20 protein-coding genes are annotated in these 21921 nt (G+C 65.4%); 12 read left to right on the top strand and 8 right to left on the bottom strand.

Going from position 1 to position 21921, the window contains the following annotated elements; all coding sequences use genetic code 11:
* Positions 1-7 precede the first annotated feature (7 nt).
* The 3 genes from pstC to ACEWPL_RS10415 all read right to left on the bottom strand — a co-directional run bounded on the left by pstC (position 8) and on the right by ACEWPL_RS10415 (position 3513).
* Positions 8-1384: a phosphate ABC transporter permease subunit PstC gene (gene pstC, locus ACEWPL_RS10425; RefSeq protein ID WP_393934384.1), complete on the bottom strand. Its 1377-nt coding sequence runs from the start codon at positions 1382-1384 to the stop codon at positions 8-10.
* Positions 1385-1453: 69 nt separating this feature from the next.
* Positions 1454-2506: a substrate-binding domain-containing protein gene (locus tag ACEWPL_RS10420; RefSeq protein ID WP_393934385.1), complete on the bottom strand. Its 1053-nt coding sequence runs from the start codon at positions 2504-2506 to the stop codon at positions 1454-1456.
* Between the two features lie 278 nt (positions 2507-2784).
* Complete coding sequence (locus tag ACEWPL_RS10415; RefSeq protein ID WP_393934386.1) at positions 2785-3513, bottom strand: GntR family transcriptional regulator; 729 nt, start codon at positions 3511-3513, stop codon at positions 2785-2787.
* A 198-nt stretch (positions 3514-3711) separates the two neighbouring features.
* Here ACEWPL_RS10415 and ACEWPL_RS10410 point away from each other — a divergent pair, with 198 nt between their 5' ends.
* From ACEWPL_RS10410 to ACEWPL_RS10355, 12 genes are all read left to right on the top strand, one after another.
* Positions 3712-4707 carry an NAD(P)H-quinone oxidoreductase gene (locus ACEWPL_RS10410; RefSeq protein ID WP_393934387.1) on the top strand — a complete coding sequence of 332 codons (996 nt, stop codon included), beginning with the start codon at positions 3712-3714 and terminating at the stop codon, positions 4705-4707.
* 71 nt (positions 4708-4778) lie between these two features.
* The gene (locus ACEWPL_RS10405) at positions 4779-5984 is read left to right on the top strand and encodes an ABC transporter substrate-binding protein (protein WP_393934388.1); all 1206 of its coding nucleotides are present in this window, start codon (positions 4779-4781) and stop codon (positions 5982-5984) included.
* 87 nt (positions 5985-6071) lie between these two features.
* Positions 6072-6956: a branched-chain amino acid ABC transporter permease gene (locus ACEWPL_RS10400; protein ID WP_393934389.1), complete on the top strand. Its 885-nt coding sequence runs from the start codon at positions 6072-6074 to the stop codon at positions 6954-6956.
* The gene (locus tag ACEWPL_RS10395; protein WP_393934390.1) at positions 6953-8758 is read left to right on the top strand and encodes a branched-chain amino acid ABC transporter ATP-binding protein/permease; all 1806 of its coding nucleotides are present in this window, start codon (positions 6953-6955) and stop codon (positions 8756-8758) included. The genes ACEWPL_RS10400 and ACEWPL_RS10395 overlap by 4 nt, the downstream gene beginning before the upstream one ends.
* On the top strand, positions 8751-9455 hold the full coding sequence (locus ACEWPL_RS10390) for an ABC transporter ATP-binding protein (protein ID WP_393934391.1): 705 nt from the start codon (positions 8751-8753) through the stop codon (positions 9453-9455). Before ACEWPL_RS10395 ends, ACEWPL_RS10390 begins: the two co-directional genes overlap by 8 nt.
* 1 nt (position 9456) lies before the next feature.
* A complete protein-coding gene (fabG, locus tag ACEWPL_RS10385) occupies positions 9457-10263 on the top strand; it encodes a 3-oxoacyl-ACP reductase FabG (RefSeq protein WP_393934392.1) in 807 nt (268 codons plus the stop codon).
* A gap of 30 nt (positions 10264-10293) precedes the next feature.
* Positions 10294-11088 carry a shikimate dehydrogenase family protein gene (locus tag ACEWPL_RS10380; protein ID WP_393934393.1) on the top strand — a complete coding sequence of 265 codons (795 nt, stop codon included), beginning with the start codon at positions 10294-10296 and terminating at the stop codon, positions 11086-11088.
* Positions 11088-12476, top strand: coding sequence for an FAD-binding oxidoreductase (locus ACEWPL_RS10375; RefSeq protein ID WP_393934394.1), 1389 nt, complete (start codon positions 11088-11090; stop codon positions 12474-12476). The genes ACEWPL_RS10380 and ACEWPL_RS10375 overlap by 1 nt, the downstream gene beginning before the upstream one ends.
* Complete coding sequence (locus ACEWPL_RS10370; protein ID WP_393934395.1) at positions 12469-14067, top strand: GMC family oxidoreductase; 1599 nt, start codon at positions 12469-12471, stop codon at positions 14065-14067. The genes ACEWPL_RS10375 and ACEWPL_RS10370 overlap by 8 nt, the downstream gene beginning before the upstream one ends.
* A 6-nt stretch (positions 14068-14073) precedes the next feature.
* Entirely contained in the window at positions 14074-14871 is a 798-nt protein-coding gene (locus tag ACEWPL_RS10365) for an SDR family NAD(P)-dependent oxidoreductase (protein WP_393934396.1), read from the top strand.
* A 1-nt stretch (position 14872) separates the two neighbouring features.
* On the top strand, positions 14873-15616 hold the full coding sequence (locus tag ACEWPL_RS10360; protein ID WP_393934397.1) for an SDR family NAD(P)-dependent oxidoreductase: 744 nt from the start codon (positions 14873-14875) through the stop codon (positions 15614-15616).
* 12 nt (positions 15617-15628) lie between these two features.
* The gene (locus ACEWPL_RS10355; RefSeq protein ID WP_393934398.1) at positions 15629-17806 is read left to right on the top strand and encodes an alpha-ketoacid dehydrogenase subunit alpha/beta; all 2178 of its coding nucleotides are present in this window, start codon (positions 15629-15631) and stop codon (positions 17804-17806) included.
* A 1-nt stretch (position 17807) separates the two neighbouring features.
* Here the strand turns inward: ACEWPL_RS10355 and phoB are convergent, their stop codons facing one another.
* The 5 genes from phoB to ACEWPL_RS10330 all read right to left on the bottom strand — a co-directional run bounded on the left by phoB (position 17808) and on the right by ACEWPL_RS10330 (position 21921).
* Complete coding sequence (phoB, locus tag ACEWPL_RS10350) at positions 17808-18512, bottom strand: phosphate regulon transcriptional regulator PhoB (protein ID WP_393934399.1); 705 nt, start codon at positions 18510-18512, stop codon at positions 17808-17810.
* Positions 18509-19222 carry a phosphate signaling complex protein PhoU gene (gene phoU, locus ACEWPL_RS10345; protein ID WP_393934400.1) on the bottom strand — a complete coding sequence of 238 codons (714 nt, stop codon included), beginning with the start codon at positions 19220-19222 and terminating at the stop codon, positions 18509-18511. The genes phoB and phoU overlap by 4 nt, the downstream gene beginning before the upstream one ends.
* Positions 19223-19332: 110 nt before the next feature.
* Positions 19333-20364: a sensor histidine kinase gene (locus tag ACEWPL_RS10340; protein ID WP_393934401.1), complete on the bottom strand. Its 1032-nt coding sequence runs from the start codon at positions 20362-20364 to the stop codon at positions 19333-19335.
* A 69-nt stretch (positions 20365-20433) separates the two neighbouring features.
* The gene (locus ACEWPL_RS10335) at positions 20434-20793 is read right to left on the bottom strand and encodes a cupin domain-containing protein (protein WP_393934402.1); all 360 of its coding nucleotides are present in this window, start codon (positions 20791-20793) and stop codon (positions 20434-20436) included.
* Between the two features lie 27 nt (positions 20794-20820).
* Positions 20821-21921 (bottom strand): mandelate racemase/muconate lactonizing enzyme family protein, encoded by a 1101-nt coding sequence (locus ACEWPL_RS10330; protein WP_393934403.1) that lies wholly within the window; start codon positions 21919-21921, stop codon positions 20821-20823.

The following is a 21921-nucleotide window of genomic DNA, read 5'->3' as shown; positions in this document are numbered from 1 at the left end:
CAGAGCCTCAATCGTAGGCTTCGCGGTATTTCCGGACGATCCGGAGCGCGAAGATATTGATGACAAGAGTGACGAGGAACAGCATCATCCCTAGGGCGAAGGCGGCCAGTGTCTTGGGGTTGTCAAAGGACGTGTCCCCGATCAGCAGCGTGACGATCTGCACGGTGACGGTGGTCACACTCTCCAGCGGGTTGAGCGTGAGATTGGCCATCAGGCCCGCCGCCATGACCACGATCATCGTCTCGCCGATGGCGCGGCTGACGGCCAAGAGGACACCGCCGACGATGCCGGGGATGGCCGCCGGAAACAGCACGTTCAGCACCGTCTCGGCGCGGGTGGCGCCAAGGGCCAGCGCGCCGTCGCGCATCGCCCGCGGCACCGCCGACAGCGCGTCATCGGCGAAGGACGAGATGAACGGGACCAGCATGATCCCCATCACCCCGCCCGCCGCCAGCGCCGTATTGGGCGCGACGGGAATGCCCATGGACGCCCCGAAACTGCGGATCGCTGGGGCCACCACGAGGATCGCGAAAAAGCCGTAGACGACTGTGGGCACCCCGGCGAGGATTTCCAGCAGCGGCTTGGCCACGCCGCGAATGCGCTTTGGCGCGAATTCAAAAAGATATATGGCCGATAGCAGGCCGATGGGCACGGCGATGACGATGGCGACGATGGTAATGACGATCGTGCCGACGATCACCGGGATCCAGCCAAAGGCGCCGGCAGCGGCGATCTGGTCGGCGCGGATCGGGATCTGCGGCTCCCAGTTGAGCCCAAAGAGGAATTCGGTCAGCGGCACCAGCCGCAGGAACTTGTAGGTCTCGAAGGCCAGCGAGGCGACGATGCCCACGGTGGTAAAGATGGCGACGACCGAGCAGAAGATCATCAGCCCCGAGACGATCCGCTCGACCCCCTGGCGCGCGCGGAACTCGGCCGAGACCTTCTTGCGGGCAAAGACCATGATGGCGAGGCACAGAAGCGCCGTCACCAGCACAAGGCCAAGCGCGGCCAACTGGCGCAGCTCGGTCAGGCGCTCGGCGGCGGCCAGTTTCCACGGCTCGGGCTCGCCAAATACACGGCCCCGGGCGATGGACTGGATCTCGGCAAGGATCAGATCGACCTGGCCCTTTTCCAGCTCCTCCAGCGTGCCCGCGGGCAGCCCGCCCATCACCATCGCGTTGACCGCCGGCCCCTGCAGCACCAGCCACGCCAGGATCACGACCATCACCGGCACCAGCATCAGCAGCAGCGCGAAAAGGCCGTGGTAATTCGACACCGAATGCAGCCTTGCGCCGCCATCGCGGATGCCTGTCGCGGCGCGCCGGTTCAGGGCATAGGCCGCAAGGCTGGCAACAAGGAGAATAGCGAAGGCCAAGGTCGTCATCTGATACACCCGCTCTTGGTAAAGTGCCTGGGCCGGATGGCACCGGCCCGGGCAGGATCACGATGCGGCTCAGCCTGCGGGGGCTTCCATCGACTGACCGTTCAGGACGTTGTCCTGCAGGGTCTGCATGCGGTCCTCGGCCAGCGGCACGAGGCCACGCTCGGACAGGTAGCCGCCGGGTGCCAGCGCGTCGCCCGACATGTATTCCTCGATGAAGGCGTCGAGGTTGGGGATGACCCCGCGATGCGCGTTCTTGATGTAGAAATAAAGCGGGCGCGACACGGGATAGGATTTGTCGGCAATGGTCTCGATCGACGGCTCGACGCCTTCGATCTGCACGCCCTTCAGCTTGTCCATGTTCTCGTAGAGGAAGGAGTAGCCGAAGATGCCCATGGCGTTCGGATCGGCCTCGATGCGCTGAACGATCAGGTTGTCATTCTCGCCGGCCTCGACGAACGGCCCGTCGGTGCGCATGCGCGAGCAGTTTTCTTCGACCCAGTCGCCCTTGTCCTCGACTTCCAGGTTGGCGACATAGTCCAGCTCTTCGCAGCCCGCATGCATCGCCAGCTCGACAAAGGCGTCGCGCGTGCCGGAAGTGGGCGGGGGGCCATAGGCCAGAATGTCGGTATCGGGCAGGTCGGGGTTGATTTCCGACCACTTTGTGTAGGGGTTGTCGATCCACTCGCCATCGATGGGCACCTGCGCCCCAAGCGCCTGGTAGATTTCACCTAGGGTCAGGTTCCACTCGGTGTCATTCGCGCGCGAAATGGCCAGCGACAGGCCGTCAAAGCCGATCAGCGCCTCGGTGATGTCGGTGACGCCGTTTTCCTGGCATAGATTGTATTCCGAGGCCTTCATGGCGCGCGATGCGCCAGTGATGTCCGCATGCGATTCGCCGATGCCGCCGCAGAAGATCTGCATGCCGCCGCCGGTGCCGGTGGATTCGACAATGGGCGACGGGGCGCCGGTGTTGTTCGCGAATTGCTCGGCAACCGCTTGAGTGTAGGGAAATACGGTCGACGAGCCGACGATGCGGATGGCGTCCCGGCTCTGGGCGACAGCGGCGCTGGTGGAAATGGCGGCGACGGCGCAGGCCGTGGCGGTGAGTTTCAAATAAGACATGTTTGCTCCCATGATCATCGGCCGCCAGCGCGACCTCATGGGCCGTATACGCCGCGTTTGTGATGGTTATGTAAGACGCATGTTACAGTTTGATGACAAAGCACCTTTGTTCTGGGGCGCCGTCCCGGCCCGGCCAGCAGGTTACCTGTATCTAATTGATATAAATCAGTTTTACGTGGAAATTTCGTACTAAAAGAAGGCGCAGGTTTTTACACCGCGCCCCCAAGGCCCCTGTTTCCCGGCGCCATGGCCGTGCCTTTTGTAACGTCTCTGTCGGCTCAGCCCTCGGGCGCGGCCGAGTCGGAGCTGGGGCGCGCGTGGCGCAACAGGCCCTGCCCGCCATGTTCGATATCATGGCAGATCGCGCGGCGCGTCATTTCGGGATCGCGCGCGCGCAGACCCTCTATCACCGTCACATGCGGGTGGATGTCACCAAAGGGATTGCCCCCGTCATAGAGATGCGACAGCAGCGGGCCGCAGCGCACCCACAGCGTCTCGACAATCTCCAGCAGGATCGGCATGCGCCCCGCGCGGCACAGATGCAGGTGAAATTGCGTGTTCAAATCGATCGCCTGCGCATGATCGCCCGCCTCGAAGGCGCGTGACAGCTCGATATGCATCGCCTCCAGCGCGTCGATTTGCGCGTCGGTGGCATGAGTGGCGGCGGCGGCAGCAGCGCGCCCTTCGAGGTCGAGGCGAATGTTGCGAATCTCGATCAGCTCGTCCCGCGTCAGCTCGGGCACCATCGCCGTGCCGCGCGCGTCCAGCGCCAGCGCATCCAGCGACACGAGACGCAGAAATGCCTCACGCATCGGGGTCGCGCTGATTCCGAATCGCTTGGACATGGGCCGCAGGCGAAGTTTTTCGCCGGGCTTGAGCTGCCCGCCCATCAGCGCCGCACGCAGGGCCAAGTATGCGCGATCGCCCAGGTTTTCCTTGGTGATCGGGCTGGCCCAGGCATGGACATCGGACGCCTCCGAGACGTTTTTCAAACTCCGCGTTGACAAGTGCGCGTCTCCCCTGCTTATTCTTGTTATAACAAATAACGCATTCGCGCCCATAGCCAGATCTTACGCACAGACAGCTTTCAAAGCGAGGTCCAAGCGCGAGCCGAGGTAAAGGGCACGAGGGGAGTCTGCCGTTCCGGGGAGGGAATGGGCAGGCGCAAAAGCCCTTACGCGAATGCCCCATGGGAGGACATAGCGATGAGCGAGACCATGAAGGCCGTCACGGCCAGCGGTGCAGGCGGCCCCGAGGTTCTGGACGTGGTGGATCTTCCGCGCCCCACACCCGGCCCCGGCCAGGTTCTGGTGCGGGTTCACGCCGCGGGCATCAACCGCCCAGACGTGATGCAGCGCGAGGGCAACTACCCCCCGCCCCCCGGCGCCTCCGATATCCTCGGCCTTGAGATGGCCGGTGTCGTAGAAGAGCTGGGCGAGGGCGCCAGCCGCTTTGCCATCGGCGACCGCGTCATGGCGCTGGTGCCCAGCGGCGGCTACGGCGAATGGTGCGCGGTGCATGAGACGAACGCGCTACCCGTTCCGGATAGCCTCAGCATGATCGAGGCAGGCGGCATCCCCGAGACTTATTTCACCGTCTGGTCCAACGTGTTTCAGCGCGCGGGCCTGAAAAAGGGCGAGACGATCCTCATTCACGGCGGCACGTCGGGCATCGGCACGACAACGATCCTGCTGGCCAAGGCGCTGGGGTGCCGGGTGATCGTGACCTGTGGCAGTGACGAGAAATGCGAGGCCGCCAAGGGCAATGGCGCCGATGTGGCGATCAACTACAAGACCTCGGATTTCGTCGAGGAGGCCAAGAAGGCCACGGATGGAAAAGGCCCCGAGGTTATCCTCGACATGGTCGGCGGCGACTACATGCAGCGTAATATCGAGGCGGTAGCCATCGACGGGCGCATCGCGCAAATCGCCTTTCAAAAGCCGCCCAAGGCCGAGCTGAACATGCTGCAGCTGCTGACCAAGCGCCTGACCTGGACCGGCTCGACCCTGCGCGCGCGCCCGGTCGAGATGAAGGCCGAGTTGGCCGCCGCGCTGGAGGAACATGTGCTGCCCCTGCTGGCCAAGGGTATCGCCAAGCCGGTGATCGACAGCACTTTTCGGCTGAGCGACGTCCGCGGCGCCCATGCCCGCATGGATAGCGGCGGGCATGTCGGCAAGATCGTGTTGACCATGACGGATTGACCAAGGGCCGGGCGGCGCGGAGGAGCGCGCCGCAGGGCCAGACGAAAACCACCAATGGGGAGGAGAACCCAATGAAACTGAGCAATATCCTGAAGACCACCGTCGCCGCGGGCGCCATTCTGGGCGCGCAGGCGGCCTCTGCCGAGGTCACGTTCGGCGCGCTTTATCCGTTCAGCGGGCAACTGGCCCTTCTGGGCGAGGAATCCGCGCGCGGTCTGGAACTGGCCGTGGACGAGATGAACGCCGCGGGCGGCGTGCAGGGCGAGCAGATCGTGCTGGAGCGCGGCGATGCCGTCGATAACAATCAGGCCATCGGTGAAGCCCGCCGCCTGATTTCGCGCGAGGGCGTCAAGGCGATCTTCGGCACCTATTCATCCAGCCGCTCCATCGCCGCCAGCCAGGTGGCCGAGCTGTCGGGCATCCCCTATTTCGAGCTGGGCGCCGTGGCCGACGAAGTCACCGGGCGCGGCCTCAACTACCTCTTCCGCGTCAACCCCACCGCCGAGGACATGGCCCGCACGATCATCGACATGATCGTCGACAAGGTCGCGCCCGCAGCTGGCGTCGAGCCGGGCGATCTGAAGATCGGCATCATCCACGAAGACAGCAGCTATGGCACATCCGTTTCGGGCCACGAAGCACGCTTTGCCGAAGAGGCGGGACTTGAGGTGGTGACGACGCAGGCCTATCCCGCCTCGACGGTCGACATGTCCTCGATCGTGTTGGACCTGAAACAGCGCGAAGTCGACGTGGTGCTGCAGACCTCCTACCAGAACGACTCGGTCCTGTTCCTGCAGCAGGCCAACGAGGCGGGTTATCAGCCGCTCGCGGTGATCGGTGGCGGCGGCGGATACTCCACCCAGGCGACGGCGGACGCGGTCGGGCATGACATCATCGACGGCGTGCTGAACACCGATTTCACGCAGTATATCGTGAACAAGGAGTTCACCCCCGGCATCGATGATTTCCTTGCCGCCTACGAGGAGAAATACGGCGGCGAGCCGCTGTCGGGCCACTCGCTGACCAACTATGTCGGCGCGATGGCGATCCTGCAGGCCCTGAATGAGGCCGACGGGTTTGAGGCGGACACGATCATCGAGGCGGTCTCGGCCATCGACATCCCCGAGGGCACGACTGCGGCAGGCTATGGCGTCAAGTTCGGTGAGAACAACCAGAACGAACGCGCCCGGATGATGGGCCTGCAGTGGCAGGACGGCAAGCTGGTCACGGTTTATCCCGACGATGCCGCCGCCGCCGAGATGCGCACCAAGAACTGATCTTGGCACTCTGATCCCTCTCATGGGATCGACCGGGGCGGGCCATGTCGGGCCCGCCCCCTTTTCCGGACAAGGTGGGATCGGTCGATGGACGTTTTTCTTCAAGTCGTGGTGAACGGACTGCTTCTGGGCGGTCTCTTTGCCATCACCAGCGTCGGCCTGACGCTTATCTTCGGCATCGTGAAGGTGGTGAATTTCGCCCATGGCGAATTCCTGATGATCGGCATGTATGCCACCTTCCTGGTCAGCACGCAGCTGGGCCTGCATCCCTATGCCGCCGTCGCCGCCATCGTGCCGCTGCTTTTCGTGCTGGGGATGCTGACGCAAAAGCTGCTGATCGAGCCGCTGATGTCCGCGCGCAACCATGACATCCAGATCTTCGCGACCGTCGGCCTTTCGACCGCGCTGATCAACCTCGCGCTGCTAATCTTCGGCGCCGATATCTACACCACGCCCAGCTATGGCCTGCGCACCGCGATCGAGATCGGGCCCATCCGCCTGCTGACCGGACAGCTCGTCATGTTCGCCGTCGCCACCTTGCTGGTGATCGGCCTGCACCTTTTCCTGCAGCGCACGCAGGCGGGCCGGGGCATCCGGGCCGTCGCGCAAAACCGCGCCGCCGCGCAGCTGATGGGCATCAATGTCAGCCGCGTCTACATGATCACCTTCGGCCTCGGTGCCGCCTGCGTGGGCCTTGCCGCCTGCCTTGTGGCACCGCTCTACCCGACCTCACCGGGGATCGGGACGTATTTCGTACTGACCGCCTTCGTGGTCGTTGTTCTGGGCGGGCTGGGCTCGATCGGGGGCGCGTTCCTCGGGGCCATGATCATTGGCCTTATCGACAGCCTCGCGGGCTTCTACATCGGCTCTGACATGCGCGAAGTCGCGGTGTTCAGCGTCTTTCTTCTCATCCTGATCCTGCGTCCGCAGGGCCTGTTCGGAGGGCGACTGAACCTGTCGCATGTGTCATGACAGACCAGACCAGCACCCAGACCGCCACGATCAGCCCCACGGCGAAACGCAGCACCGGCGCGGTCATCGCCCTGGCCGTCCTTCTGGCCGCAATCTTCATCACGCCCGTCGCGCTGGATGATCAGTTCATCTATCACATCTTCATCACGATCTGCATCTTCGCGGGCCTCTCGACCGCGTGGAACATTGTCGGCGGTTTCGCCGGGCAGCTGTCGCTGGGCCACGCGATCTTCTACGGAATCGGCGCCTATGCGGGCATCATGCTGACCAATATGGGCGTCACGCCCTGGTTGGGCATGTTTGCGGGAGCGGGCGTCGCCGCCGTGGTCGCTGTCATCATCAGCTATCCGTGCTTTCGCCTGCACGGGCCGTTCTTTGCCCTCGCGACCATCGCCTTCCTCGAGGTGTTCCACCAGCTTGCCCTGCATTTCCGCGACTTCACCGGCGGCGCGACGGGCATGATGATCCCGCTCAATATCGGCTGGGAATGGATGGTCTTCCGCGAGCGTCTGCCGGCCCTCATCATCGCCTTCGGCATGATGTGCTTCATCTTGGCGGTCGCATGGTGGATCCGCTCGCATCGCCTTGGCTTTCAACTGGTCGCCACGCGCGAGCGCGAATCGGCGGCGCGCGCTGCCGGCGTCGGCACGGTCAAGGTGCGTCTGATCGCGGTTGCCATCTCTGCCGCGCTGACGGCCATGATGGGCACGTTCCACGGCATGTACCTGACCTTCATCGAGCCTGAGTCGGCCTTCTCGCTCGCCTTCTCGATCCAGATCGCGATGTTCGCGCTGATCGGGGGGCTCGGCACCGTCTTTGGGCCCCTGCTGGGCGCGGTCCTGTTGGTGCCGATCACCGAGTTTGCGCGCGGCGCGCTGGGGGCTGAGGCGGTTGGCCTGCATGGCTTCGTCTATGGCGCGGTGCTGGTGCTGGTCGTGATCTTCATTCCCAACGGTCTGATGGGCGTTGTCGGGCGCTGGTTCAAACCCAAGGACGAGACCGGCAAACAGGCCGCCGAGGTCGCCGCGCCCGAGGTCGCGCGCGAGTTCACTCCGCCCGAGCCGGGCGAGGAAGTCGTCCGCGTGCGGAACCTCAACAAGCATTTCGGCGGTCTGCATGTGACCAACGACGTCTCCTTCACCCTGCGTGAGGGCGAGATCCTGGGCCTCATCGGACCCAACGGGGCCGGCAAGACCACGCTTTTCAACATGATCTCGGGCTTTCTGGATGCCGATAGCGGCACGGTCGAGATCAAGGGGCCGGACGGCGAATGGCATTCGCCAAAGTCCCCTGCCGATTTCGCCACGCTGGGCGTTGGCCGCACCTTCCAGATCGTGCAGCCCTTTGCAGCCATGACCGTCGAGGAAAACATCATGGTCGGCGCCTTCCACCGCTATCCGCATGTGGAAGAGGCCCGCGCCGCCGCGCGCCGCACGGCCGAAAAGATGGGCCTCGCGCCCTACCTCAATGCGGAGGCGTCATCGCTGACCATCGGCGGGCTGAAACGGCTGGAGGTCGCCCGTGTCATGGCGATGGAGCCGCGCGTTCTGCTGCTGGACGAGGTGATGGCCGGCATCAACCAGGCCGATGTGCGCCGCGCCATCGACCTGATGCTGTCCATCCGCGACGAGGGCGTGTCGATCATCGCGATCGAGCATGTGATGCAGGCGGTCATGTCCCTGTCGGACCATGTCATCGTGCTGAGCTCGGGCGAGGTCATCGCCGAGGGCAAGCCGAAGGCCGTGGTCGAGGATCCCCAAGTGATCGAGGCCTATCTGGGCAAGGAGTTCACCCATGCTTGAGCTGAAGGGCATCCATTCGGGCTATGACAGCACCACCATCCTGCACGATGTGTCACTGACCGTGGCCGAGGGCGAGGTCGTCACCATCGTCGGCGCCAACGGCGCGGGCAAGACGACGACTTTGCGCACCATCTCGGGCCTCATCAAGCCGACGGCGGGCAGCATCCATTTCGACGGGCAGGATATCACCCGGCTCTCATCGCATGAGACGGTCGAGCTAGGCATCACCCTGATCCCCGAGGGGCGGCAGCTCTTCCCGGACATGACGGTGCGCGAAAACCTGCAAATGGGCGCCTACCGCAAGGGCGCGCGGGCCAGCCAGTCGCAATTGATGGACGAGGTGCTGGACCTCTTTCCGCGCGTCAAGGAGCGGCTGGAGCAAAAGGCCAACTCCCTCTCGGGCGGCGAGCAACAGATGGTCGCCATCGCGCGCGGCCTCATGGCCAAGCCGCGCCTGCTGATGTTCGACGAGCCATCCTTGGGCCTTGCCCCGATCATCGTGTCACAGGTGTTCGAGGTGATCGACAGCATCGTCAAGACAGGTGCGACCGTGCTGATCGTCGAACAGAACGTCTTTCACACGCTGAAGGCCGCCGACCGGGGCTATGTGCTGGAAAACGGCGAGATCGTGCTGAGCGACGATGCCGACGCGCTGCTGGAGAACCCCCATGTGCGCAAAGCTTACTTGGGGATCTGACATGGACCGTACCGAAATCACCCCCGAAGAGATCGACACCCGCCCCAGCCATGCAGGCCGCCACGTGCTGGTCACCGGCGCCGGGAACGGCATCGGGCGCGCCATCGCGCTTGGATTTGCCCGGCGCGGCGCGACCGTGGGCGTCGCGGACATGAACGAAGACGCAATTGCCGAGACGGCGGCGCTGATCGCGCAGCTGGGCCTTGGCCATGCGGTGCCGCTCGCGCTGGACGTCGCCGATTGGGACGCAGTGGAGCAGACATGCGCCCGGTTCGCCACCGATCATGCGCCCTTCGATACGGTCGTCAACAATGCCGGCATCTCGCCCAAGCATGAGGGCAAACCGCATGGCGTCTGGGAAATGGACCCCGCCGAATGGCGGCGCGTCGTGGATGTGAACCTGACGGGCAGCTTCAACACGATCCGCGCGCTGACGCCCGCCATGCGGGAGGCGGGGCGCGGCTGGATCGTCAATATGAGCTCTGTCGCGGGCAAGACCCATTCACCCATCGTAGCCAGCCACTATGCCGCAACGAAATCCGCCATCGTCGGCTTTACCATACATCTGGCGGCGGAGCTTGGCCCGCATGGCATCCGCGTCAACGCGCTGGCGCCGGGCCGGATCGAAACGCCCATGGTCGCGGGCGCAGGCAAGGCCGCCAATGACGCGCAGATCGCGCTAACCCCGATGGCGCGCCTCGGCCAGCCCGCCGAGGTGGCCGATACTGCACTCTGGCTCACCTCCAGCGAGGCCAGCTTTGTCACCGGCCAGACCATCGACGTGGCCGGCGGGCTCTATATGACGTGAGCCACTCGGCTCAAAACTGAAGGCAAAGACATGACCCAGATCACTGGCAATACAAAGCTCTACGGCATCCTCGCCGACCCCATTCACCACGTCAAAACACCGCAGGTGATGAACCGTCTCTTTGGCGAGATCGGCCATGACGGCGTGCTGGTGCCACTGCATGTGAGCGCCGAAGGGCTGACGGACGCCGTGCGCGGGTTGCGCGCCATCCAGAGCCTTGCGGGCGTCATCGTGACCGTCCCGCACAAGACGGTGATCCCCGCGCTTTGCGACGATCTGACCGATCAGGCCCGCATGGTGGGCGCAGTCAACTGCATCCGCCGCGATGCGGATGGCAAGCTGACCGGCGCCATCCTCGACGGTGTCGGCTTTGTCGAGGGGCTTCGCGGTGCGGGACATGATCCCAAGGGTCTCAAGGTCATCCTTGCCGGTGCGGGCGGCGCGGCCAGTGCCATCGCCTTTGCACTGGCCGAGGCGGGTGTGAGCGCGCTGACCATCGCCAACCGCACCGAGGCGCGCGCACAGGATCTGGCGAATCGCGTCAGCGCCGCCTACCCGGATGTGACGCTCTCCACCGATGCCAGTGCGGTCGCGCAGGCGGATCTGGTGGTCAACGCTACCTCGCTCGGGATGCGCGAGGGCGATGCGCTGCCGCTGGACACGTCTCAACTTCACAAGGACCAGATCGTCGCCGAGGCGATCATGGACCCTGCCGTCACTCCCCTTTTGGCCGCTGCGGAAAAGGTGGGCGCGCGCACCCATCCAGGCCTGCCGATGCTGCAATCTCAGGCGCGCCTCATGGCCGAGTTCATGGGCGCACTCTGATGAACGACGCGGCGCCCCTGCTGAAAATGCTGCGCAGCATTTGCGGCGACGCCGCGGTGCTGACCGGCGCCGATACCGAGGGCTATGCCACCGACTGGCGGGGCATGTTCCATGGCAAGCCGCTTTGCGTGGTGCGCCCCGCCTCGACGAATGAAGTGGCGAAATGTGTCACCGCCTGCGCTGAGGCCAATACTGCCATCGTCCCGCAAGGCGGCAATACCGGTCTCGCGGGGGGCGCCACGCCAGATGCCAGCGGCACTCAGGTCATCCTCGCGCTTGACCGCATGACCGCCATCCACCGGATCGATCCGGTAGGCATGACCATCGAGGTTGAGGCGGGCGCGATCCTGAAGATCGTCAAGGACGCGGCAGAAGAGCAAAACCGCCTTCTGCCCATCAGCCTTGGCGCCGAAGGCTCGGCCCGGATCGGCGGGCTGATTTCCACCAACGCGGGCGGTGTCGATGTTCTGCGCTACGGCATGACACGCGCGCTGGTTTTGGGGCTGGAGGTGGTGCTGCCGGACGGCCAGATCCTCAGCCGCCTGCGCCACTTGCGCAAGGACAATGCGGGCTACGACCTGAAACAGCTCTTCATCGGCACCGAGGGCACGCTCGGCATCGTCACCGCCGCCGTGCTGCGCCTTGTGCCCCTGCCCCGCCACCGCGCGACCGCACTCATTGCCGTCCCGGACATCGCCAGCGCCATCCGCCTCTACGCCCGCGCGCAGGACGAGATCGGCGAGGCGCTCTCGGCCTTCGAGCTGATCTCGGGCGACGGCCTGAAACTGGTGGCCGAGCATATGGGGCAAGACGCCCCGGTGAGCGCCGACTGGGTACTGCTGATCGAGGCAGGCTCGTCCCTGCCCGGCCTGCGCGAGGCGGCGGAAACCCTGCTCGAGACCGCATTTGAGGAAGGCTGGGCCACCGACGGCGTGCTGGCCGAGTCCGAGGCGCAGGCCGATGCGCTCTGGCAGCTTCGCGAGAGCCTGACCGAGGCCGAGGGCAAGGCGGGCGGCGCGATCAAGCATGACATTTCGGTGCCGATCCCCGGAATGGATGCGTTTCTCCAAGAGGCCGGCGACATGCTGCGCAGCATCGCGCCGGATGCCCGGCTCAACATCTTCGGCCATCTGGGCGACGGGAACCTGCATTACAACGTGATGAACGTGGCGAAAGAGGACGCGGCGCGTGTCAATGCCGCCGTTCATGACATGGTCACGCAGCACGATGGCTCGATCTCGGCCGAGCATGGGCTGGGGCAGTATCGCGTGGCCGAATGGGCGCGGCTGGCGAGCCCGGCCGAGCGCGACCTGACGCAGCGCATCAAACATGCGGTCGATCCGCAGGGCCTTATGAACCCCGGCAAGGTGGTGCCGCCGCATGAGTGACAGCTTTGATTACATCATCGTCGGCGGCGGCAACGCGGGCTGCGTTCTGGCCAACCGCCTCAGCGCCAGCGGCAAGCATACGATCCTGCTGATCGAGGCCGGGGAGGAAGGGCAAAGCCACTGGGTCGATATCCCCGCCGGATTTTCCAAACTCCTGACCAACCCGCGCCACAACTGGCGCCTGACCAGCGAGCCCGAAGAGGCAACGATGAATCGCGTGATCTCGATCCCCAAGGGCAAGGGGCTGGGCGGCTCGACCCTGATCAACGGCATGATCTATGTGCGCGGCCAGCCACAGGATTTCGACGGCTGGGCGCAGCGCGGCTGCACCGGTTGGGGCTTTGACGATGTGCTGCCCTATTTCAAGCGGATCGAGGATTACGACGAAGCAGGCGGCGCCTTGCGCGCGCAAGGCGGCCCCCTGCCCCTGACCACCGTCAAGGAGCGCCCCGAGATCGGGCGCGCCTTCATCCGCGCCGCCAAGGCCGCGGGCCATCCCGAGAATGAGGACTATAACGGCGCGTCGCAGGACGGTTTCGGCTATTACCAGGTCAACCAGAAGGATGGCCGCCGCGTCAGCGCCGCCGCCGCCTATCTGGACCCGGTGCGCAAGCGCGCAAACCTCACCATCTGGACCGGCGCGCAGGCGCGGCGCATCCTGCTGGACGGGCGGCGCGCCAGGGGCGTCGAGGTGCTGCAGGGCGGCCAGATCCGGCAGGCCCATGCGCAGGGCGAGGTGATCCTCGCCGCCGGAGCCTTCCACACGCCGCAACTGCTCGAGCTGTCGGGCATCGGCGATCCCGAGATCCTGCGCGCGGCGGGCATCGACGTGGCGCATGAGGCACCGGGCGTCGGCGCGAACTATATCGATCATTACTGCACGCGGATGAACTGGCGCGTGACCCAGCCCGTGACGCTGAACGAGATGACGCGCGGGCTCAGCCTCGTGAAATCGGTCCTGCAATACGCCCTCACGCGCAAGGGCATCCTGACCTATGGCACCGGCCTCGTGCATGGCTTCATGCGCACGCGGCCCGACATTGAAGGTCCGGATGTGCAGCTGTTCTTCCTTCACGCCAGCTATGCCAACGCGGCCGAGCGCAAGCTGGACAAGCTGCCCGGCATGACCATCGGCGTCACGCAACTGCGTCCTGAGTCGCGCGGCACGGTTCATATCGGCAGCGCCGATCCCGGCGCGCCGCCGGTCATCCGCCCCAACTTCCTCGCCACGCCCGAGGATTGCCGCGCGATGGTGGACGGGATGAAGATGACGCGGGACATCGTGGCGCAATCCCCGATGGACGCCTTTCGCGGCCCCGAGATCAGCCCCGGCGAGAGCTGCCAGAGCGATGGCGACTGGCTGCAATTCGCGCGCGACAACGGCCAGACGATCTACCACGCCAGCGGCACCTGCCGGATGGGCACGGATGCGGGCGCCGTGGTCGATGCTTCGCTGCGTCTGAATGGCATCGAGGGCCTGCGCGTCGTCGATGCGTCGATCATGCCGACGATCGTGTCGGGCAACACGCAGGCCGCCGTTTTCATGATCGCGGAAAAGGGCGCCGACCTGATCCTGCAAGACGCCCGCTAGGAGGACATGATGACGCGAGAGTTTGCCCCCGCCACCTATCCCGGCCTTAAGGGCCGCGCCGTGCTGAACACCGGCGGCGCGCGCGGCATCGGCTATGCGATGGCCCACGCCTTTGCCCGCCACGGCGCGCATCTGATGCTGATGGATCTGGACGGAGAGGCGCTGGATAAGGCCGCCGAGACCTTGCGCGCCGCCTACCCCGATGCCCGAATCGAGACGCATCAAGGCTCGGTCACGGATGAGGCCGATGTCGCCGCCGCTTGCACAGCCTGCACGGATAGCTACGGCAGCCTTGATATCCTCTTGACCAATGCGGGCATCTCGATGAACCGGCCCAGTATGGAGCTGAGCCTAGCCGACTGGCGCCGCGCCATCGACGTCAACCTCACGGGCACGTTTATCTGTGCGCAAGCAGCGGCAAAGCACATGATCCCGCAGGATGGCGGCGTCATCCTCAACACCGCGTCGATGTGGGGCCTGTCGGCCTCGGCCAATCGCGCGGCCTATTGCGCGTCAAAGGCTGGAGTGATTTCCCTGACCGAGGTGCTGGCGGACGAGTGGGCGCCGCACGGCATCCGCGTCAACGCCATCTGCCCCGGCTATATCCGAACCGCCCTGACCGATGAGCTGATCGCCGAAGGCAAGCTGGACCTCGCCAAGATCGAGGCGCGCACGCCGCAGGGCCGCATGGGCACGCCCGAGGAAGTGGCCGAAATGGCGGTCTATCTCGCCAGCGATGCGGCGGTTTTCATCAACGGGCATGCGCATCTGTCGGATGGCGGCTTTCGCGCGCGGGGGTTTTGAGATGAACGCGAGTTTCGATTTCAGCGGGCGCACGCTCTTACTGACCGGCGCCGCGGGCGGCATCGGGCGCTGCATAGCCGAGCTTTTTCACCGTTCGGGCGCGAACCTTGTATTGGGCGACCGCGACGAAGCGGCACTAAACGCGCTGGCCGAGGACCTCGGCGGCAACCGCATCACCACGCTGGCCGGGGACGCCGCCAGCCCCGAGGATGCGCAGGCGCTGGCCGATCTCGCCGTCTCCCGCTTCGGCGGTATCGACTTTCTCATCCCCGGCGCGGGCATCTATCCCGCGCAGCCCTTCGCCCAAATGTCGGACGAGGATTGGCGCCGCCTCATGGCGATCAACCTAGACGGCGTTTTCTATATCTGCCGCCGCGCGCAGCCGCATCTGAAACCGGGCGGGGCCATCGTGTTTCTAACCTCGCTGGCCCCCCATCGCGGCGCGCAGAGCAACGCCCACTACGCCGCCGCCAAGGGTGCGGTCGGCGCGCTGATGCGCAGTCTGACCCGCGAGCTGGCGCCTGACATTCGCTGCAACGCCATCGCGCCCGGCATCATCGACACCGCCATGATCGGCGATTTCAAGAAAACGCGCGCCGAGGAAACGCTGAAACTCACCCCGCTCGCCCGGCTTGGCCTGCCGCAGGAGGTGGCCAGCGTCGCGGCCTTCCTCGCGTCAGACGCCGCCAGCTTTGTCACCGGCGAGACGATACAGGTCAATGGCGGCCTCTACATGGTCGCCTGAGAGGATCCCAGAATGCCCGAATACCGCGACCTTACCCCCCTCGCGCCTTGGCGCGAGATCACCGTAACGGACGATGACCGAAACGCCATCGACCCCGAGACGGGCTGCACGATCCTCGCGCAGCTGCACCTCATCCGCGCCTTCGAGGAGAAGGTGCTGGACCTCGCTGGCAAGCAGCTGGTCCACGGCCCCGCGCATTCGGCCATCGGGCAGGAGGGCGGCGCGGTCGGCTCGGCCATGACGCTGGGGGATGGCGATCAGGTCAACGGCTCGCACCGGGCGCATCACCAGTTCTTGGCAAAATCGCTGCGCCATGTGGCGGCCAGCATTTCCGCGACCGAGGAGTTTCCAAGCGACATCCGCGAGCTGTCGAAACGCACCATGGCCGAGATCATGGGCCTCGCTCAAGGCTTTTGCCGGGGGCGCGGCGGCTCGATGCATCTGCGCTGGGAGGAGGCCGGGAACCTTGGTACCAACGCCATCGTCGGCGGCGGCGTCCCGATGGCGGCGGGCGCGGCCTGGGCGCATCGCAATGCCGGCACCGACCGCGTCGTCTACAGCTATTTCGGCGATGGCGCGACGAATATCGGATCGGTCCTGGAGACGATGAACATCGCGGCAGCGTGGAAGCTGCCGATCTGCTTCTTCATCGAGAATAACCGCTATGCCGTCTCCACTACGGTCGAGGAATCCACCGCCGAGCCGCGCCTCTCGTCACGTGGCCTTGCCTTCGGCATACCCGCCTTCAAGGTCGACGGGATGGACCCGGTGGCCGTCTATCACGCGTCGCTCGCGGCGAACGATATCATGCGCGGCGGGAACGGCCCGACCATCATCGAGGCCGATCTCTACCGCTTCTTCCACCAGAACGGCCCCCTGCCCGGCAGCGCCTTCGGCTATCGCAGCAAGGAAGAAGAGGCGGACTGGCGCGCGCGCGATCCGCTGGACGCGATGGCGCGCAATCTGATGGAGCGTCAGGTGCTGGGCGAGGATGACATCGCGGCGCTGCGGGGCCGCTCCGTGGCACTGATGGAGGACGTCGCGGGCGAGCTGACCGAGATGCACGAGGGCCGCCCCCGCATCGTCCCAAGCCTCTGGCCAGAGGAAAACTTCCGCGACGCCGGCCTGCGCGGCGATCTGTCGGAATTCAAGGGCGTGCGCACCGCCGAGGAGGCCGGTTTCGACGGCAAGCTCCACGAGGCGAAGTTCGTCGATACCGTCGCCGACGTGATGCAGCGCCGGATGGAGCAGGACGAGCGGATCGTTGTGCTGGGCGAGGATGTCCACCGCCTCAAGGGCGGCACCAACGGCGCGACGCGCGGGTTGGCCGATGCCTTCCCCGCCCGCATCCTCGGCACCCCGATCAGCGAGAATGCCTTTACCGGCATCGCGGCGGGCATGGCGGCGGACGGCCGCGTGCGGCCGGTCATCGAATTCATGTATCCCGATTTCATGTGGGTCGCCGCCGATCAGGTGTTCAACCAGATCGGCAAGTTCCGCCATATGTTCGGCGGCGACGCCGACATGCCGCTGGTCCTGCGGACGAAAGTGGCCATCGGCACCGGCTATGGCTCGCAACATTCAATGGATCCAGCAGGCATCTTTGCCACCGCCCCCGGCTGGCGCATCGTCGCGCCCGCGACGCCCTTCGATTACGTGGGCCTGATGAACGCGGCCCTTCTCTGCCGCGATCCGGTTCTGGTGCTGGAGCATGTGGAACTTTACGGCAGCAAAGGCACCGCGCCGGTCGATGATTTCGACTATATCATCCCGCTTGGCCGCGCGCGTATCGTGCGGACCGGCGCCAAGCTGACCGTGCTGACCTACCTCGCTATGGTGGAAAAAACGCGGCAAGTGGTGGAGGAACTGGGCATCGACGCCGAAATCATCGACCTGCGCAGCCTTGATCGCGCCTCTCTCGATTGGGACACCGTTGAGGCGTCGATCCGCAAGACCAACAACGTGCTGATTGTCGAGCAGGGCGCGCAAGGCACCTCCTATGGCGGATGGCTGGCCGATGCGCTGCAGCGCCGCGTCTTTGATTGGCTCGATCAGCCAATCCAGCGCGTGACTGGCGCCGAGGCCTCGCCCAGCATCTCGAAAGTGCTTGAGACCGCCGCCAGCGCGGGCAAGCGCGAGATCGAGGCGGGGCTGCGACAGATGATGGCCGATATGGGGCAGCCGCTATAGGCTATCCAAGCGCGTAGCCTGCGCCCCGCACCGTGCGGATCACGTCAGGCACCAGCGCGCCGCCCTCTCCGCCCGGTCCCAGCGCCTTGCGGAGCCGACCCACATGCACGTCCACCGTGCGGCTGTCGACATGGATGTCGCGGCCCCAGACCCGGTCCAACAGCTGCTCACGGCTCAGCACGCGGCCCGGCTTTTCCATGAAGGTGGCCAGCAGGCGAAACTCGGTCGGGCCCAGCTTGACCTCATTGCCCGCGCGGGTCACGCGGTGCGTCTCGCCATCCAACACAATGTCCGAAAACTCCAGCCGCGCGCCCGCGGCGGCAGGGCGCGAGCGGCGCAGCTGTGCCTGCACACGCGCCATCAGTTCGGCCAGCGAATAGGGCTTGGTCATGTAATCGTCTGCGCCGGTATCAAGCCCGCGCAGCATGTCCACCTCTTCGCTGCGCGCCGAAAGCATGATGATCGGCACCGTCCGCGTCGCGCTGCGCGCCTTGATCTGGCGGCACACCTCGATTCCCGAGACATGCGGCAGCATCCAGTCCAGCAGAATCAGGTCCGGCGCAGTCTCGGCCACCAGCAGTAGCGCCTCCTCGCCATCCGAGGCGCGCACGACCTCCAGACCGGCCGCTTCGAGGTTATAGGCCAGCACCTCGCGCTGCGCCGCCTCATCCTCGACCACGAGGACGGTGGGACGTGCCGCGCTCATGCCGGGGCCACGCTACTGTCGACAGAGGTCCGGTCGCCTTTCGGGCGGTCCTCGTCGGGGTGGGTGCCGGTGACAATGTAGATCACCTGCTCGGCAATGGCGGTGGCATGGTCGCCCATCCGCTCGGTATTCTTGGCGATGAAGTGCAGATGCATGCAAGGTGTGATGTTGCGCGCATCCTCCAGCATGAAGGTCAGGAATTCGCGGAAGATGGCATTGTACATCTGGTCAATCTCCTGATCGCGCCGCAGCACGTCGCGCGCCAGGTCGACGTCGCTGCGCACATAGGCGTCCAGCGCGTCCTTGAGCAGCCGCCCCACCTCGCGCGCCATGCGGCGCAGCGCGGATGTGCCGCCCTCGACCTGCGGCAACCCGGCCAGCACGGTGGTCCGCTTGGCCATGTTCTTGGCGTAGTCGCCAATCCGCTCGAGATTGCCGGAAATCTTGATCACCGACAGGATGTTGCGCAGATCGCGCGCGGTGGGCGCGCGCAGGGCGATGATGCGGGCGGCCTCGTCGTTCAGCTGATCCTCCAGCGCGTCGATGGCGCGGTCAGCGCGGCGCACCTCTTCGGCGGCCTCCTCATCCTGCGCCTCGAGGGCGGAGGCGGCGTTGAGGATCGCCTCTTCGACCAGTCCGCCCATTCGGGTGATCAGCACCTCGATGGACTCCAGCTCGCGATCATAGGCGGATGATATGTGCTCGCTCACGTTGGGTCTCCCTCGGGGTGGCTCAGCGGGGGCTGCGGAACCGGCGCCATCCTACCAGATGGGCCGGGCGGGACAACGCGCAATTCCGCAGTGCGGCATTTGGGGGCGACCTATTCGGGCGGGGCCAGCGGAAGGGCCACCTGAAACGTGCAGCCCTCGCCCGGCTGACTATCGATGCTGAGGCGCCCACGATGGCGCTGCGCCACATGCTTTACGATGGCAAGGCCCAGCCCCGTGCCGCCCATCTGGCGCGAGCGGTGGCTGTCGATGCGGTAGAACCGCTCGGTCAGGCGCGGGATATGCACGGGGTCGATCCCCTGCCCGTGATCGCGCACCGTCAGGATGGCGGCGGGCCCGCGCAGCGCGCCGTTCTGCTCCTCGGCGCTCAGCGAGATATCGATACGGCCGCCCTGCCCGCCATATTTGATCGCGTTTTCGACCAGGTTGAGGCAGACCTGCCGCAGCTGATCGGCATCGCCCAGCACGATTACTGGCGCATCAGGCAGGGCCTGGTTCAGCGTGATCCCCGATTTCTCGGCCACCCCGCGCAGGCCCTCCAACGCCGCCTGTACCACGGCGCGCAGATCGACCCGCGCGGTGGGGCGCTGGCGCTGCTGCGCCTCGACCCGGCTCAGCGACAGCAGATCCTGCACAAGGCGCTCCATCCGGCCCGCCTCGTCCTGCATGATGCCAAGGAAGCGATCGGTCGCCGCCGCATCGCCCTTGGCCGGGCCGCGCAGCGTCTCGATAAAGCCCGTCAGGGCAGTCAGCGGTGTGCGCAGTTCGTGACTGACATTGGCGACGAAATCGCTGCGCATCCGGTCAGCCTGCATCGCCGGGCTAACATCCGACAGGCACAGCAGCACCGCCCCGTCGACCGGCGCGCAGCTGACATCGTAAAGCGCGTCCTGCCCCGCGTCATCGGCCAGGAACTGCGCCTCGGTGCGGGTATCGGTGTTGCGGCATTCCTCGATCGCGTTCAGCACGGCGGGATAGCGCAGCACCCGCGCTACATGCCCGCCCACACCAGAGGTGCCCAGAACCTGCACCGCCCCCGCATTGGCCGCGCGCACCCGCATGTCGCGCGCGATCAGCAGCGCTGGCAAGGGGATGGCGGCCACCAGCGCCTCGTTTGAAATCATGCCCACAGCCTTTCCGAATCGTCCTGCCACCGCAATAGCACGGCAACGCGTCCGCTTTGTGAAGGCCGACTAGCCGGACGGGCTGATGATGTAGAGCTTGCGCATATGCTCGTGGATCTCCCACTCGCCCTTCCAGCCCTGCGGCAGCACCAGCAGATCCCCCGGCCCGATCTCGCGGGGATTCCTGCCATCCTCGTTGCGCACCGTCGCGCGGCCCGCAATGATGTGGCAATATTCGCCCGCCGACGTACGGTCTGCGGTAAAACGCCCTTCGGTGCATTCCCAGACGCCGATATTCGTCAGCCCGTCAGGCGAGGACCAGAGGTTCTGCGCCGATTCCTCCTGACCTTCGGTGAGGGTGGTCGGCTTGGGCTTGAAGGGGCCCAGCTCGACCCCGGCAAGATCCTTGAAACTGTCGAGGCTGATCATTTTCGCTTCTCCCTGATGTCATCTCTGTTATGCGGCCGAGACACTGTAATGCGCGCGCGCCAGCCAGTCGGGGCTGATCTCGATCCCCCAGCCGGGCGCGTCCGTCACCGTGGCGTGGCCATCTTCGATGGTGTAGGGATTCGAGGTGAAAAGCCCCTCCTGCCACGGGTAATAATCGGCGCCCTCGATGCTGAACTCGAGGTATTTCCCGGCATTCGGGATGGCGCGCAGAAGGTGCATGGTAAAGAGCGTGACCAGCGACAGGTTGGCGCAATGGGGCGTGACCGGAAGGCCAGCGGCCTCGGCCATCTTCACCACGCGCAGGGTGCGGGCGATGCCGCCGAGATAGAGAATGTCCGGCTGCACGATATCGACCGCGCGCATGTCGATCATCCGCTTCCATGTCGGCAGATCGCAATCCTGTTCGCCGCCGGTCACGTCGATATCGAGCGTATCGGTCACCTCTTTGGTCTGCTCCAGTTCCCAATAGGGGCAGGGCTCCTCAAAATGGGTGAATCCATGATCCTCCAGCATCCGGCCCACTTCTATGGCCTGCTTGGGGGAATAGCAGCTGTTCGCGTCGATCAGGAGGGCGGCATCATCCCCAAGCTCGCGGCGCATCGTCGGGATGATCTCCTCGGTGCGGCCCGGCCATTCATCGCGGCCGCGCCCCACCTCGGCCCCGGCGCGCACCTTGAAGGCGTCAAAGCCATGCGCATCCCGCAGCCGCTTCATCCGCTCGGCCTCTTCCTTTGGCGTGATGTCGCGCTTCATCGAGCTGGCATAGGCACGCAGCTTGCCTGGCGTGCCGCCCAAAAGCTCGGCCACCGATTTGCCCTCGCGCCGCCCGCGCAGATCCCAGATCGCGGTATCGACGCCCGCCATCGCGCGGCGCAGGTAGGAGCCTGGAAATTTATGCTCGCGCTCGACCACGAGGTCCATCAGGTCATCCAGATCCGCGATATCGCGGCCCATGATATGCGGTGCGACCTGCCGGTGCAGCACCTTGCAGGTGATATCCGAGTGATAGGTCGACACCTGCCCCCAGCCGGTACTGCCATCCTCCACCATCAGCCGCACGAAACCGACGAATTCGGTGGTGAACGTCTCGATCCTTGTGATTTTCAT

The sequence above is a fragment of the Roseovarius roseus genome (genome assembly GCF_043355935.2).
GTDB lineage: Bacteria > Pseudomonadota > Alphaproteobacteria > Rhodobacterales > Rhodobacteraceae > Roseovarius > Roseovarius roseus.
Note: the sequence above shows the minus strand (reverse complement) of the source record. Positions and strands in the feature narration are given on the sequence as shown.